12 protein-coding genes and 1 pseudogene are annotated in these 15,085 nt (G+C 64.4%); 9 read left to right on the top strand and 4 right to left on the bottom strand.

The window, feature by feature from the left end:
* Positions 1-4 precede the first annotated feature (4 nt).
* The 7 genes and pseudogenes from lgt to KVY23_RS07735 all read left to right on the top strand — a co-directional run.
* Complete coding sequence (gene lgt, locus KVY23_RS07765; protein ID WP_230556071.1) at positions 5-1,006, top strand: prolipoprotein diacylglyceryl transferase; 1,002 nt, start codon at positions 5-7, stop codon at positions 1,004-1,006.
* A complete protein-coding gene (locus tag KVY23_RS07760) occupies positions 1,003-1,977 on the top strand; it encodes a TM2 domain-containing protein (RefSeq protein ID WP_230555962.1) in 975 nt (324 codons plus the stop codon). The genes lgt and KVY23_RS07760 overlap by 4 nt, the downstream gene beginning before the upstream one ends.
* A gap of 251 nt (positions 1,978-2,228) precedes the next feature.
* Positions 2,229-6,812 carry a glutamate synthase large subunit gene (gene gltB / locus KVY23_RS07755; RefSeq protein ID WP_230556070.1) on the top strand — a complete coding sequence of 1,528 codons (4,584 nt, stop codon included), beginning with the start codon at positions 2,229-2,231 and terminating at the stop codon, positions 6,810-6,812.
* Entirely contained in the window at positions 6,805-8,310 is a 1,506-nt protein-coding gene (locus KVY23_RS07750) for a glutamate synthase subunit beta (RefSeq protein ID WP_075840597.1), read from the top strand. Before gltB ends, KVY23_RS07750 begins: the two co-directional genes overlap by 8 nt.
* Before the next feature lie 136 nt (positions 8,311-8,446).
* A complete protein-coding gene (gene pyk, locus KVY23_RS07745) occupies positions 8,447-9,865 on the top strand; it encodes a pyruvate kinase (RefSeq protein WP_230555961.1) in 1,419 nt (472 codons plus the stop codon).
* A 54-nt stretch (positions 9,866-9,919) separates the two neighbouring features.
* Positions 9,920-10,822 carry an acyl-CoA thioesterase II gene (locus tag KVY23_RS07740; protein WP_206511513.1) on the top strand — a complete coding sequence of 301 codons (903 nt, stop codon included), beginning with the start codon at positions 9,920-9,922 and terminating at the stop codon, positions 10,820-10,822.
* A gap of 105 nt (positions 10,823-10,927) precedes the next feature.
* A pseudogene (locus tag KVY23_RS07735) lies at positions 10,928-11,860 on the top strand (glycosyltransferase 87 family protein); the annotation flags it as partial.
* Positions 11,861-12,148: 288 nt separating this feature from the next.
* Here KVY23_RS07735 and KVY23_RS07730 read toward each other — a convergent pair.
* Complete coding sequence (locus KVY23_RS07730; protein WP_308070567.1) at positions 12,149-12,580, bottom strand: DNA-deoxyinosine glycosylase; 432 nt, start codon at positions 12,578-12,580, stop codon at positions 12,149-12,151.
* 126 nt (positions 12,581-12,706) lie between these two features.
* On the opposite strand from KVY23_RS07730, the gene KVY23_RS07725 reads away from it, so the two are divergent.
* On the top strand, positions 12,707-12,892 hold the full coding sequence (locus KVY23_RS07725; RefSeq protein ID WP_139318270.1) for a hypothetical protein: 186 nt from the start codon (positions 12,707-12,709) through the stop codon (positions 12,890-12,892).
* Between the two features lie 2 nt (positions 12,893-12,894).
* Here the strand turns inward: KVY23_RS07725 and KVY23_RS07720 are convergent, their stop codons facing one another.
* Genes KVY23_RS07720 through KVY23_RS07710 form a run of 3 tightly spaced genes read right to left on the bottom strand, consistent with a single transcriptional unit; the run spans position 12,895 to position 14,014 of the window.
* The gene (locus KVY23_RS07720) at positions 12,895-13,368 is read right to left on the bottom strand and encodes a DUF1772 domain-containing protein (RefSeq protein WP_230555959.1); all 474 of its coding nucleotides are present in this window, start codon (positions 13,366-13,368) and stop codon (positions 12,895-12,897) included.
* A complete protein-coding gene (locus KVY23_RS07715; protein ID WP_230555958.1) occupies positions 13,365-13,550 on the bottom strand; it encodes a hypothetical protein in 186 nt (61 codons plus the stop codon). The genes KVY23_RS07720 and KVY23_RS07715 overlap by 4 nt, the downstream gene beginning before the upstream one ends.
* Positions 13,547-14,014 (bottom strand): SDR family oxidoreductase, encoded by a 468-nt coding sequence (locus KVY23_RS07710; protein WP_230555957.1) that lies wholly within the window; start codon positions 14,012-14,014, stop codon positions 13,547-13,549. Before KVY23_RS07710 ends, KVY23_RS07715 begins: the two co-directional genes overlap by 4 nt.
* Before the next feature lie 70 nt (positions 14,015-14,084).
* Here KVY23_RS07710 and KVY23_RS07705 point away from each other — a divergent pair, with 70 nt between their 5' ends.
* On the top strand, positions 14,085-15,071 hold the full coding sequence (locus KVY23_RS07705; protein ID WP_230555956.1) for an AraC family transcriptional regulator: 987 nt from the start codon (positions 14,085-14,087) through the stop codon (positions 15,069-15,071).
* The last annotated feature ends 14 nt before the right edge of the window (positions 15,072-15,085 follow it).

The following is a 15,085-nucleotide window of genomic DNA, read 5'->3' as shown; positions in this document are numbered from 1 at the left end:
CGGCATGTCGCCTTCGACGGCAATTCTCGCGTACATTCCAAGCCCGCCGCAGGGCGTCTGGTACATAGGGCCGATCGCATTGCGGGCCTACGCACTGTTCATCATCGCCGGTATCGTGGTCGCCGTCGTCTGGGGTGATCGGCGATGGGTCGCCCGTGGGGGAACAAAGGGCACAGTTCTCGACGTCGCGGTGTGGGCAGTGCCGTTCGGTCTGCTCGGTGGCCGTCTCTACCATGTCGCAACAGACTGGAGCACCTACTTCGGTCCTGGCGGTGATCCGGTGCAAGCTCTGGCGATCTGGAACGGCGGTCTCGGGATCTGGGGTGCGGTCGCGCTCGGTGGCGTCGGAGCCTGGATTGCATGTCGCCGACGAGGTATCCCGCTACCGGCCTTCGGTGATGCCGTAGCGCCGCCGGTCTTGCTTGCGCAAGCCATCGGTCGCCTCGGCAATTACTTCAACCAGGAACTGTACGGCCGCGAGACCACCAGGCCGTGGGGTCTCGAGATCTACCAGCGAGTCGACGACTCCGGTCGAGTCGACTCCCTGGCCGGGGTATCGACAGGTTTCGTGGACAAAGTCGTGCACCCGACGTTTCTGTACGAGATGCTGTGGAGCCTCGCTGTCGTTGTGCTGCTGGTGATCGTGGATCGTCGCTACGCCATCGGGCACGGCCGGTTGTTCGCGCTGTACGTGGCGGGCTATTGCGCCGGCCGATTCTGGGTCGAGTTGCTCCGCGACGACTACGCGACCGAGATCGCCGGCATCCGCATCAACACCTTCACTGCGGGCATCGTGTTCGTCCTCGCTGTCGTGTACATCGTGCTGGCGAAGAAGGGACGAGAGGACCCGGAAACTCTGCGGTCGAACGACGACGTCCGCGAAACCGAAGACGGTGTGGACGGCGATTCCGTGGACACCGAGGCCGTCGGGAGCAACGTAGTCAACGGCACTCCGGGAGCAGCCGACCCGGATGAAAAGTCGAAACGCAACGAGGAGCACACATGACCGAGTCAGGTGACAAGTCAGGATCCGACGATACGTCGCGGTTCGAGGACAGCTCTGGTTCCGCCAAGCCGTCGGAATCCGACCCACAAACGCGGCCCGAGTTCGGTTCCGCATTCGACTACGACGCGACCGCAGAGGCGTCGTTGTCGGCGCCGCCGGCGACCTCCGACGTCGGACCGGTCACCGGCGCTACCGGTTCCGGTTCCGGATCCGGCCCGGGTTGGGACGTGCACTCCGGAGTAGGCAACGGTCCCGGATGGGGCGAGACCCCGAGCTATCCGCCGCCCAGCGCTTCCGAGACGGCGCCGTTCTCCGACAAGGGGCAGGGCGCGGACGCCACCGATCAGACGGGACCGCAGCAGGCATCGTCGATCAGCTTCGACAAGCCCGGCCGCGATGACAGCAACCGTGACGACACCCCCGGTGGCTATGGGGGAGGGTGGACCGGTTCGGGCCAGGGCCCGGTGTACGGGCCGCCGGATCCGAATTACTCGCAGAGCGAGCAGCAGCAGCAGGGATACCCGCCTCCGGGAGCTGGCTACAGCGGTCAACAGGGCTACAGCGGTCAGCAGGGCTATGGCGGTCAGCAGGGCTATGGCGGTCAGCAGGGCTATGGCGGTCAGCAGGGCTACAGCGGCCAGCAGGGTTACGGCCCACCACCCGGGTACCCGGTGCCCGGCGGCTACCCGGGTGGGCCGTACGCAGTGGATCCGGCAGCGCCCTACGGCCGTCACCCCATGACCGGCGAACCCTACTCCGACAAGTCCAAACTGACCGGCGGCCTTCTCGGGATTCTGCTGGGTCCCTTCGGTGCAGGACGTTTCTACCTCAATCAGCCCGGAATCGCGGTCGCTCAGATCGCGGTTACCTGGCTCACGTGTGGCATCGGCGGTATCTGGCCGATCATCGACGGAATCATGATGCTCACCGGGAACATTCGCGACGAGCATGGTCGCCCCCTGCGTGACTGATCGCCCGCAACGAGGCTGTTGATTTACTGCTGCATCGGACGCTGCGGTACGCTGCAAATATTCGGCCACGTCGGCCGGATTCCTTCGCGGGCCAGAGCTGTCCCGGTAAGACCCGTTCGTTTCGAAAGTTCACTTGCGACCGTCGATTTTCGCAGGTGATCGTCAGCGGAGTCGCCGAGGACGCGTGGTGGCCCCGAATTGGTGCCGGACGATCCGTGAGCGCCTTCCTGGCCAAGAGGGAGGTGGCTGACTTGCTGTTCTCACAACTGCCTGCGAAGCAAGGCCTGTACGACCCTGCCCAGGAAAAGGACTCCTGTGGCGTCGCCATGATCGCCGACATCGCGGGGCGCCGGTCGCACGGGATCGTCGCCGACGGAGTACTCGCGCTGGAGAATCTGGAACACCGAGGCGCAGCAGGAGCCGAGCCGAACAGCGGAGACGGCGCCGGGATTCTCATCCAGTTGCCCGTCGAGTTGCTGGCCTCACTGGTCGATTTCGCGCTGCCGAGCCCAACCGACGACGGTGAGAACACTTACGCTGCGGGTATCTGTTTCCTTCCGCAAGGAGTCCGTGAGAGGTCTGCCGCCGTCGAGCGAGTAGAGTCCATCGCCGTCGAGGAGGGTCTGGAGCTACTCGGCTGGCGCACTGTGGACGTCGACCCGGACGCCGCCGATGTGGGTGTCACCGCGCTCGGATGCATGCCGCACATGTCGTATCTCTTCGTCGCTGCTCCCGAACGCGATGGGCAGCGCCCCGGCGGTCTCGAACTGGATCGTCATGTGTTCGGTTTACGCAAGCGCGCCGAACGGGTGACGCCCGAGATCGAGGCTGCCGGAACGGGCCTGTTCTTTCCGTCGCTGTCTGCTCGCACCATCGTCTACAAGGGCATGCTCACCACGATGCAGCTGCCCCTGTACTTTCCGGACTTACGAAACCCGTTGTGCAGTAGCGCGATCGCAATCGTGCACAGCCGCTTCTCGACCAATACCTTTCCATCCTGGCCGCTTGCGCATCCGCACCGCTACCTCGCCCACAACGGCGAGATCAACACCGTCAAGGGCAATCGGAATCGGATGCGAGCACGGGAGGCGATGCTGGCCAGCGACCTCATCCCGGGTGATCTGCGGCGTCTGTTCCCGATCTGCAATCCCGAGGGCTCCGACTCGGTCTCGCTCGACGAGGTTCTCGAGCTTCTGCATCTCGGTGGCCGCAGCGTGCCGCACGTGGTGATGATGATGGTGCCCGAGCCCTGGGAGAACCACCGAAGCATGGATCCGAAGGTTCAGGCGTTCTACCAGTTCCATGCCTCGATCATGGAGGCGTGGGACGGTCCTGCGTGTGTGACGTTCACCGACGGCGCCTATGTCGGTGCGGTCCTCGACCGCAACGGGCTTCGGCCGGGGCGTTGGTGGAAGACCGTCGACGGTCGAGTCATTCTCGCCAGCGAAGCGGGCGTGCTCGACGTCCCACAGGCCGAGATCGTCGCCAAGGGGCGGTTGGAGCCGGGCAAGATGTTCCTCATCGACACTGCGGCGGGCCGGATGGTTCCCGACGAAGAAATCAAGATGCAACTGGCGCTCGAACACCCATACCAGGAGTGGCTGCATGCGGGTCTGCTCGATGTCGCGAGCCTGCCCGAGCGTGCACACGTTCAGTACAACCACGATTCGGTGGTCCGCCGGCAGGTTGCGTTCGGATACACCGAGGAAGATCTGCGTGTCGTACTGACCCCGATGGCCGCATCGGGCGGCGAACCGCTCGGTTCGATGGGAAGCGACACACCCACGGCAGTGCTTTCGCAGCGCTCGCGTCAGCTCTACGACTACTTCGTCGAGCTGTTCGCACAGGTGACCAATCCGCCGCTCGATTCCATTCGCGAGGAAGTCGTCACCTCACTTGCTCGCGTGATGGGCCCGGAGCAGAACCTGCTCGAGCCCACCGCCGCTTCGTGCCGCCAGATCGTGCTTTCGCGCCCGGTGCTCGACAACGACGAGCTGAACAAGATCATTCACATCGACGAGGACGGTGAGCACCCAGGACTGTCGGCGACGGTGCTGCGCGGCCTCTACGAGGTCGAGCGCGGCGGTGAGGGTCTGGCCGAGGCCATCGAGGAACTGCGGCGCAGAGCCAGCGACGCGATCGCCTCGGGTTATCGCACCCTTGTCATCTCCGACCGAGACTCCGACCACACCTACGCACCGATTCCGTCGCTGTTGGCGACCGCGGCGGTACACCACCATCTGGTGCGCACCAAGGAACGCACCAAGGTGGCGCTGGTGGTGGAATCGGGCGACGCTCGCGAGGTTCACCATCTCGCGCTTCTCATCGGCTACGGCGCTGCGGCAGTCAACCCCTACCTCGCCATGGAATCGATCGAGGACCTCGTGGCAGAGGGAGAGCTCACCGGCGTCGAATCGACTGTTGCGGTGCGCAATTACCTGTACGGGTTGGGCAAGGGCGTGCTGAAGGTGATGTCGAAGATGGGCATCTCGACGGTGGGTTCGTACACCGGAGCGCAGGTGTTCGAAGCCATCGGTCTCGACAAAGAAGTCGTACGGGAGTACTTCAAGGGCACGGTGAGCACGCTCGGCGGCGTCGGGCTGGACGTGCTGGCCGAAGAGGTCAAGGTTCGGCACCGTCGTGCCTACCCGGAGAACCCGACCGACCGCGTGCATCGTCGACTCGACATCGGGGGCGAATACCAGTTCCGCCGTGAGGGCGAGTTGCATCTGTTCACACCGGAAACGGTGTTCCTGTTGCAGCACGCGACGCGGACCGGCCGCTACGACGTGTTCCAGAAGTACAGCAGCGAGGTCGATCGACTCACCCGCGAAGGCGGAGCGCTGCGTGGACTGTTCGGATTCAAGGACGGTGTGCGCGAGCCCGTGCCGCTGGACGAGGTCGAATCGGCGGAGGCCATCGTCACCCGGTTCAACACGGGTGCGATGAGCTACGGTTCGATCTCGGCCGAAGCCCACGAGACCATGGCTGTGGCGATGAACAGGCTTGGTGGACGCTCGAATTCGGGCGAGGGCGGTGAGGACACGGATCGGCTGTACGACGACGAGCGTCGAAGCGCGGTCAAGCAGGTCGCGAGCGGTCGTTTCGGTGTCACCAGCGACTACCTCGTCAATGCGACCGATATTCAGATCAAGATGGCGCAGGGAGCCAAACCCGGTGAGGGCGGCCAATTGCCGGGCTTCAAGGTCTACCCCTGGGTTGCGAAGACACGCCATTCCACGCCCGGAGTCGGCTTGATCTCGCCGCCACCGCATCACGACATCTATTCGATCGAGGACCTCGCGCAGCTCATTCACGATCTGAAGAACGCCAACGACAAGGCCCGGGTTCACGTCAAGCTCGTCAGCTCGGTCGGTGTCGGAACCGTCGCCACCGGCGTCAGCAAGGCTCACGCCGACGTGGTACTCATCTCCGGTTACGACGGTGGCACCGGCGCAGCGCCACTGACCTCGCTCAAACATGCCGGCGCGCCATGGGAGATCGGTCTCGCCGATGCGCAGCAGACCCTGGTGCTCAACGGTTTGCGCGACAGAATCACCGTCCAGTGCGACGGCGGGCTGCGAACGGGCCGCGACGTCATCATCGCTGCCCTCCTCGGCGCCGAGGAGTTCGGCTTCTCCACAGCACCGCTCATCGTGTCCGGCTGCATCATGATGCGCGTCTGCCACCTCGACACCTGCCCAGTGGGGGTGGCTACCCAGAATCCCGAACTGCGCAAACGATTCACCGGCAAGCCCGAGTTCGTGGAGGACTTCTTCCGATTCGTGGCCGAGGATGTGCGTCGCTATCTCGCTCAGCTGGGCTTTCGCAGTATCGACGAGGCGGTCGGCCACGCGGATGCCCTCGAGACCGCCGAAGGGGTCGCGCACTGGAAGAGCAAGGGACTGGACCTGTCTCCGATCTTCGCGATGCCCAAGGATCCACACGGCGCGCCGATGACTCAGCGTCGTCGCCTACGCGGACAGGACCATGGACTCGACCTGGCGCTGGACCGGACGCTGATTCAGCTCGCCGAGGGCGCGCTCGAAGACGCGCACCCGGTCAAGCTCGAACTGCCGGTGCGCAACGTCAACCGCACCGTCGGAACGTTGTTGGGCTCCGAGGTGACTCGCCGGTACGGGGGAGCGGGATTGCCGGATGACACGGTCCGTATCGAACTCACCGGTTCCGCGGGGCAGTCGCTCGGAGCTTTCCTACGTCCGGGCATCACCATCGATCTTGTCGGCGACGCCAACGACTATGTGGGCAAGGGTCTTTCCGGCGGTCGACTGATCGTGCGACCGTCTCCCGATGCGACGTTCGTCGCCGAGGACAACGTCATCGCCGGCAACACCATCCTCTACGGTGCGACCGCAGGAGAGGTGTTCCTTCGTGGACGTGTGGGAGAGCGCTTCGCGGTGCGCAACTCGGGCGCGACAGCGGTCAACGAAGGCGTCGGTGACCATGCGTTCGAGTACATGACGGGTGGCCGTGTGGTGGTGCTCGGGCCCACCGGGCGAAACATGGCGGCAGGGATGTCGGGCGGCATCGCCTACGTCCTCGGTTTGGACGATAGCCAGGTCAACATGGCCATGGTGTCGCTGCAGAAACCGAATCCCGACGACCTAGCGTGGCTCAAGGACACCGTCGGCGATCACCTTGCCTGGACGGGTTCGGCGGTGGCTGCGTCGCTGCTCGCCGACTGGCCGCGGCGGTCGGCATCGTTCACCAAAATCATGCCCGTCGACTACCAGCGGGTGCTGGAGGCGACATCGATGGCGCGCGCCGAAGGGCGCGACGTCGATTCTGCGATCATGGAGGCAGCACGTGGCTGATCCGCGAGGTTTTCTCGAAGTCGCACGGCAGGAGGCCGCGAAGCGGCCGGTCGCCGAGCGTGTCAAGGACTGGAACGAGGTCTACTCGCAGCAGCCCGCTTCCGAGCGTGCCGAGGATGTGTCGGTTCAGGCGCGTCGGTGCATGGACTGCGGAATCCCGTTCTGTCACTCCGGAACTGCAGGTTGCCCGCTGGGCAATCTGATTCCCGAGTGGAACGATCTCGTTCGGCGTGGCCGGTGGGATGCGGCTAGCGATCGCCTGCACGCGACCAACAACTTTCCCGAATTCACCGGCCGGGTCTGTCCTGCGCCGTGCGAGTCTGCGTGCGTGCTCTCGATTTCCGAGAGTGAGACCGGTGGCAGCGTGACCATCAAGCGCATCGAGCAGACCATCGCCGATCTGGCGTGGGATTCGGGCTCGGTCGTGCCGCAGGCGCCGACGATCAACACGGGCAAGCGCGTGGCCGTCGTCGGCTCCGGGCCGGCGGGCCTGGCTGCCGCGCAACAGCTTACCCGCGCGGGCCACGATGTGACCGTCTACGAGCGCGACGATCGGCTCGGTGGTCTGCTCCGGTACGGGATTCCTCAGTTCAAGCTCGAGAAGTCCGTGCTGGATCAGCGGTTGATGCAGATGCGCGCCGAGGGAACTCATTTCGTCACCGACTGTGAGGTGGGCGTCGATTTCACCGTCGAGCAGCTGCAGCAGACATACGACGCGGTCATCTTGGCGGTAGGGGCTCTGCGGGCGCGGGACAACACCGAGGTCGAGGGACGCGAACTCGACGGTATTCACTTGGCGATGGAGCACCTGGTGCCCTCGAACAAGGAGTGTGAGGGCGACGGTCCGACGTCCATCACAGCAAAGGACAAGCACGTCGTCATCATCGGTGGCGGTGACACCGGGGCCGATTGCCTCGGAACGGCGCATCGCCAAGGTGCGGCGTCGGTGACTCAGCTCGATTACAACCAACCGCTGCCGGACATGCGCGACGATTCGACATCGCCGTGGCCCGCGTGGCCACTGGTGCTGCGAACCTCGCCCGCGCACGCCGAGGGCGGCGTGGTCCGTCATCAGGTTGCGGTGCAACGGTTCTTGGGTGACGGCAACGGCCACGTTCGCGCGATGGTGCTGGCGGAGGTGGAGGTGCAGCGCGACGAGGACGGTCGGCGGATCATCACCCCGATCGGGGAGGAGATCGAACTTCCCTGTGACCTGGCACTGTTCGCGATCGGTTTCGAGGGTGTCGAACACGGACAGCTGCTCGATGATTACGGACTGACGCTGACACGTCGGGGCTCGCTCTCGTGCGGGACCGACTGGCAGACGAGCGCGCCCGGCGTGTTCGTCTGCGGTGACGCGCACCGCGGTGCCTCGCTCGTGGTGTGGGCTATCGCGGAGGGGCGGTCCGCCGCGCACGGCGTCGACGCCTTCCTTACCGGACGGTCGGATCTGCCGTCTCCGGTGCACCCGACGGCACTGCCGCTCGCGGTGGTCTGACTATTCTCCGGAAGCGCCGGAGTCTGAACCGATCCAGGATCGTTGAGCAGTGGCTACTCGAGGCTACTGATCGGTAGTGTGTCGTCGGACCCCTCTGCCATAGAGAAGCAGCGGGGTACCGGCTACGCTCGTGTCCGTGAGCCGACGTACTAAGATCGTTTGCACCCTTGGACCTGCGACCGCCACCAGTGAGCGCATCCGCGAACTCGTCGAGAGTGGCATGGATGTCGCCAGATTGAACTTCAGCCATGGTGACCACCCGGATCACCAGGCGAACTACGAAAGAGTCCGCGAAGCATCGAATGCCACCGGCAAAGCCGTTGGCATTCTTGCCGACCTTCAGGGACCGAAGATTCGCCTCGGACGATTCGCCGAGGGCAAGACCAATTGGGCCACCGGCGAGTCGGTGCGCATCACCGTCGACGAATGCGAGGGCACTCACGACCGTGTCTCCACCACGTACAAGGAGCTTGCTCAGGACGCCAGCGAAGGCGACCGTCTCCTCGTAGACGACGGCAAGGTCGGCCTCGTCGTTACCGGCGTCGAAGGAAACGACGTGGTGTGCCGCGTCACCGAGGGTGGTCCGGTCAGCAACAACAAGGGTCTGTCCCTGCCCGGGATGAATGTCTCCGTCCCGGCGATGTCCGGAAAGGACATCGCCGACCTCGAGTTCGCACTCGCGCTCGGAGTCGACTTCATCGCACTGTCCTTCGTTCGCTCACCGGCCGACATCGAGCTCGTGCACGCCATCATGGACCGTGTGGGGCGCCGGGTTCCGGTCATCGCCAAGCTCGAGAAGCCGGAAGCCGTCGACAACCTCGAGGCGATCGTGCTGGCCTTCGACGCGGTCATGGTTGCCCGCGGTGATCTCGGCGTGGAGCTGCCGCTCGAACAGGTGCCCCTGGTGCAGAAGCGTGCCATTCAGATTGCGCGCGCCAACGCCAAGCCGGTCATCGTCGCGACCCAGATGCTCGAATCGATGATCGAGAACTCCCGTCCCACCAGAGCCGAAGCATCCGACGTCGCGAACGCCGTGCTCGACGGCACCGACGCGGTCATGTTGTCCGGCGAGACCTCCGTGGGCAAGTACGTCATGGAAACGGTTCGAACGATGGCCCGCATCGTCGAGACCGTCGAGACCGAGGGCGACAGGGTCCCTCCTCTCCCTCATGTCCCGCGCACCAAGCGAGGCGTCATCTCCTACGCCGCGCGCGATATCGGCGAGCGTTTGAACGCGAAGGCTCTCGTCGCCTTCACGTCGTCCGGTGACACCGTACGAAGGCTCGCCCGACTGCACACATCGCTGCCACTTCTCGCCTTCACCTCCATCCCCGAGGTGCGTTCGCAGCTCGCGTTGAGCTGGGGAACCGAGACCTTCCTCGTGCCCGAGGTGGCCACCACCGATGCGATGGTGCTCGAGGTGGACAAGGCGCTGTTGCAGCTCGGTCGATACAGCAAGGGCGATCAGGTCGTGATCGTGGCCGGAGCGCCTCCCGGCACAGTAGGCTCGACCAACTTGATCCACGTGCACCGAATAGGGGAAGAGGACCGGTAAGTGAGCGATGCGGGGGGAACAGGGGCTGCCACAGTCCCGAGCGAGACGCCACGGTTGGGCGGTGCCGAGGTGAAAACGGATCTGCAGACACTTCTCGGATTGCTCGAACTCGAGGAGACCGGCGAGGACACGTTCCTGGGGGTACATCCTCGACAGGTCGGCAGTCGCACCTTCGGCGGTCAGTTGGTGGCGCAGGCGCTCATCGCCGCTGGCCGTACCGTCGCCGGGACGACCCGCGACGTACACGCGATCAACGCTCACTTCATCAGAGGTGGCGATGTCAAGAAGCCCATCGAGTATCACGTCGCCAGGCATCGCGACGGTCGTGCGTTCGCGAACCGTCAGGTCACCGCGTACCAGGACGGTCACGAGGTGTTCGTGATGCTGGCCGCGTTCCAGGATTTCGGCAAAGGGCTCGAGCACAGCGTCGAGGTGCCGGACGTGCCGTATCCCGACGCCCTCCCGCCGCTCGGGGATCACTTCGTGGGGTACGAGGATCGGCTGCAGATGTTCGTCGATGCGCTCAAGCCGATCGACATGCGCTACGCCAACGATCCCGCCTGGATCTTGCAGGGAACAGGGGAGAGGCTCAATCACAACCGCGTGTGGATGAAGGCCGATGGTGCTCTTCCCGACGACCCCATCTTTCACGCCGCCACGATGGGCTACGCCTCGGATACGACGGTGCTCGATTCCATCATCACCACCCACGGTCTGTCGTGGGGATTCGACCGCATCGTCGCGGCCACGGTCAATCACTCCATCTGGTTCCACCGACCGTTTCGGTTCGACGATTGGGCGCTGTACGCAACTGAGTCCCCGGTCGCGGCCGGTTCACGCGGGCTGGCGACCGGGCGTTTCTTCTCCATGGACGGCCTGTTGCTGGCGACCGTCGTTCAGGAGGGTCTCATCCGCCATTTCCCGAGGAAGACGGCAGGCAAGCCGGTGGAGCAGTAGCTCAGAACACCTGAGCGGCGAGCCCCTAACGATCAGGTCTCGAAACGGAACGACTGGTTCGTGTCGGCCGGTGATTTCCGCAGCATCGTCGTAGCGTGTCGAAGCATGACGAGCGTCATTGCCCCAGCTCCTGTTGGTGGGGCTAGGAGGCACGGCCGCGGCGCGGCAGCAGCAGCTGTCGCTGCTGCCGCTCTCGCGCTTGTCGCTCATCTGTACTTTCTCGGTTTTCTCACGCACTTCGGGTTGTTCGGCAATGGCGTTGACGCCGTGGTCTACCGGCACGGCGGTAGCACGGTGCTGAGTGGTGAGGACCTCTATACGTTCTCGCTGTTCGATACGAACCTTCCGTTCACGTATCCGCCGTTTGCGGCGCTTGCGTTCGTCGGGTTGGCGCTGCTGCCTGTAGCGGCGACGATCGTCGTGGTCGACGTCGTGAACGTCGTGCTCCTGTACGTTGCGGTCTTGCTCAGCTGGCGGTTGCTCGGCTACCGAGGCGGCAACACCCACGTTGTCAGTATCTGCTTGGCGATTGCGGCGTCCTGGCTCGAACCGGTGCGCATGACTCTGTGGCTCGGTCAGATCAATCTGCTGCTTCTCGTGCTGGTGCTGTGGGATCTCGGTCGTCCAGAGGGAAGCCGATTGAGGGGAGTAGGGGTAGGGCTGGCCGCAGGATTCAAGCTCACCCCGGCGTTCTTCATCGTGTACGTAGTGGCCCTGCGGCAGTGGCGCACCGCCGTCGTCGCTGCCGCGACGTTCGCGGGCACCGTGCTCCTGGGGTTCGTGGTGCTGTTCGAGCAGGCATGGTCGTACTGGACCTCAGCGCTGTTCAACTCCGACCGGATCGGTCTGCTGCAGTCACCGGCGAACCAGTCTGTGCGCGGCATGCTTGCGCGCGCGTGGCCCGACGGGTCCCCGCCGTTGCTGGTGTGGGTGATCGGCTCGCTGGCGGTCGCTTGCCTCGGCATGTGGGCCGCTGTTCTTGCGCACCGCCGCGGCGCGCGCCTGTTGTCGCTGACACTGTGCGGGTTGACAACCCCGATGGTCTCGCCCTTCTCCTGGGGGCATCACTGGGTGTGGTGTGTTCCCCTGACCGTTCTTGCTCTCGATCAGGCATGCCGTGCGTCGTGGCGGTGGCGCTGGGTGCTGCCCGTCGTGGTGATCGCCCCGTTCATTGCCTGGTACTGGACCGCCTCTGAGGGCTTCGCGGTGATCGGTACGTCCATGCTCCCGAAACCGGGAGTGATCGGGCTGCTGTGCAGCAATGCCTACCCCCTGGCATTCGTCATAGTGCTGGCCGGAGTTGTCGCAGCCGCTATTCGTGCGCGATCACTGCGCGGCGACGGCCTGCCACGCCTGCAGCTTCTGTTCGAACGTCATCGACGCGTGCGCCGGGCTCGTCGACGGCAGACGCACGAGAGTGAGGGAAGTCTGTCGAAGCGGCGCCACGTGCCTCGAGAAACTGCTCTCGGCCTTGGCGCCGTTGAAGAAGATGCGGTCGATGGCTGGGTGCGCGTCGAGGAACTCAGGAAAGTCGTTGGGCTCGATGGACGATTCGACGATCGCGGAATCCAGACTTCCGTCCCGGGTGCACAGCTTCAGCACGTCCCACACGGCGATCCCGTGGTGTAGCAGCGTCTCCGTCCGCTTCGCGTAGGGCACGGAGAGGCCGGCGCCGAACAGGACACCCATGATCGGCCAGAAGGCGTTGCGCGGATGGGCGTAGTACTCGTCCGCCTGCAGTGACGCTACTCCCGGCATCGAACCGAGGACGAGGGTGTGCGCCGAGTCGTCGGCGATCGGAGGGAAGCTGTGCACCGTGGTCATCGGTCGAGACTCTCACTGATTTCGTACATGTTGTGCGAGGCGGGGCGGGACAATGAAACCATGTTGAATCCACGCGTACTCGACAATCATGAACTCGAAGCGGAACTCGCGGCGCTACGCCGGGGTAGAGATGCGTCGATGGACGAGGGTGCGAGCGAGGCATCCGTCGCCGAGACCGACCTTCTCATCGAGCGTTTCGAGGCGGAGATTCGTGCTCGACACCAGGAGCCGACGGCAGAGGACTGACATCAGGACGCAATGGTGAACAGCACGCACGCCGCGAATGCCGCGCCCGTTCTGGCGTGGTTCCAGCGTGTCCAGCGGACAAGATAGTTCGACCAAACGTCTGCGTCCGCTTGGTTACTCGGGTCGACGGCGGCGAGCGCATCGTTGAGCGGAACGTTGATCGCGACAGTGACCAGCACACACCCGATCACGTACAACAGTGCACCTGCCACGATCAGTACTGGTGATCCACTGGCCGAGATCAGTGCGCCGACCGCCGCAGTCGACGCGGCGACCGCAGCGCCGAGGAACAGCGTCAGGAACATAGGCGAAACTATCGCGACGTTGATTCTCTGCATCGTCGTGATCGCATCCGGTGCGGAGCGAGAACTCAGCGCAGGCATCACGCTGATCGAGAACGCGAGCAGAACGCCCGCGATCGATCCGCAACCGACCGCCGCGACGGTCGTGGCGACGGAGGTGGCCCTGTCGATCACGACGGTGGGCCGACGGGAAGGAGCAGCGAGGACGCGAACTGCTCGAAGCTGGTCGAGGTGGTGTTCACGGCGGTTCGAGGGACGGGGTCGGTCAGTTCGCGACTGTTGAAGGCCCGCGCCATGTCCACGTAGTGGCGGGCGTATTCCACCGAGAACCCGACCTCGGTAAGCAGCTCGATCATGTTCTCGTACGGCAACTGGACGTAGCTCGAAGTCGCGATCGCCAGGTGCTTAGGTGTAGAGCGCCGATCACTCCCGGCGCATCGGGGCGGTCCGCACCCAGACTGCTCAACGCTACGGAGCGTACTTCACTGTTCTTCAGTGCAGCACAGACGGATTCACCGAGCCGGTCCTGGTCGTCCGAGTACTGCCCGGTGAACGGGTTGCTCGGGACCATCGCGAAAACGGCGTCGCTTCCTTCGGGTGCAGCGGTGAGCCACGTGGTGTCTGCGATGTCGCCGATGCGTACATCTGCGCCGTGTTCGACGAGATGGTCCAGCGCCCCGGCGTCACGCCCGAGGACCCGCACGCGGTGACCCGACTCGACGAGCTCCTGTGCAACCTTGCCACCTACGTGCCCAGAGGCACCGATGATGGTGATCACGATGTTGTCCTTTCGTTGTCCTGCGTCCAGCATTTCAACCATGATCAGGACTATCTATGACTATCGGTCGCAGTTTCATGCTTGTTCGTCCAGATTGTCGTACGCTCGGACCATGCGCGGACAGGACCCGTGGGCGTCCGAGGACCCACTCGGTGAAGCTCTGCATTTTCTCCGAATGACGGGTGCCTTCTACTGCCGCTCGGAGTTGTCGGAGCCTTGGGGACTGGCGATGCCGGAGATGCAGGATTGTCTCTGGTTTCATGTCGTGACCAGCGGACGATGTCGCATCGAGGTGGAGGGCACGGCGACGAGATATCTCGTCCCTGGTGAATTCGCGCTGGTGCCACACGGATTGGGCCATACAGTGTCGAGCGACACCCTGTTGAGCGACAATGAGGCGGGACGCTCGACGCCGATGGTCCACGACCTACCCCATCACTACATTTCCGATCGTTATGCGGTGCTCGAACACGGCGGCGACGGGCCATCGACGACGCTGATGTGCGGAGCAGTGCGGCTCGATCACCCGTCGGCGACGCAACTCATCTCCTCACTGCCCTCGCTGATCGTCGTCGAATCCGCCCCCGCGCCGCATCTGTCTTGGATGCACAGCACCCTTGGCCTCGTCGCCGAGGAGGCCAAGTATCTGCGCCCCGGAGGCGAAGCAGTCATCACGCGGCTGTCGGACATTCTCGTCATTCAAGCGCTCCGGTCGTGGATCGAGCATGATCCCGCTGCAAAGGTCGGATGGTTGGGCGCACTGCAGGATCCGGCCATCGGCCCCGCCTTGGCGCGGATCCACCGCCAGCCGGACAACCCGTGGACCGTGGCTTCGCTGGCCGCGGAGGTTGCGATGTCGCGTTCGGCATTCTCGGCGCGGTTCACCGCGATGGTCGGGCAGACGCCGATGCGGTATCTGGCCCAGTGGCGGATGCGAAGTGCCCAGGAACTCCTCAGATCAGGTGACATGACCGTCGCGGACATCGCAAAGCGGAGTGGCTACCTGTCCGAGGCCGCATTCGCGCGCGCGTTCAAGCGACTACTCGGTGTTTCACCTGGCAGTGTGCGCACGCGCGTCGATGCCTCGGCGATGTCGTGACACTCGGTCGCGGG

The sequence above is a fragment of the Rhodococcus sp. I2R genome (assembly GCF_020889545.1).
In the GTDB taxonomy this organism is placed as follows: Bacteria; Actinomycetota; Actinomycetes; order Mycobacteriales; family Mycobacteriaceae; genus Rhodococcoides.
Note: the sequence above shows the minus strand (reverse complement) of the source record. Positions and strands in the feature narration are given on the sequence as shown.

Coding starts and splice junctions, on each gene's coding strand:
- lgt (WP_230556071.1), top strand. CDS start 5: ATGTCGCCTTCGACGGCAATTCTCGCGTACATTCCAAGCCCGCCGCAG.
- KVY23_RS07760 (WP_230555962.1), top strand. CDS start 1,003: ATGACCGAGTCAGGTGACAAGTCAGGATCCGACGATACGTCGCGGTTC.
- KVY23_RS07730 (WP_308070567.1), bottom strand. CDS start 12,580: ATGCCGGGAGTAGCGTCACTGCAGGCGGACGAGTACTACGCCCATCCG.
- KVY23_RS07725 (WP_139318270.1), top strand. CDS start 12,707: ATGTTGAATCCACGCGTACTCGACAATCATGAACTCGAAGCGGAACTC.
- KVY23_RS07715 (WP_230555958.1), bottom strand. CDS start 13,550: ATGATCGAGCTGCTTACCGAGGTCGGGTTCTCGGTGGAATACGCCCGC.
- KVY23_RS07710 (WP_230555957.1), bottom strand. CDS start 14,014: ATGGTTGAAATGCTGGACGCAGGACAACGAAAGGACAACATCGTGATC.
- KVY23_RS07705 (WP_230555956.1), top strand. CDS start 14,085: ATGCGCGGACAGGACCCGTGGGCGTCCGAGGACCCACTCGGTGAAGCT.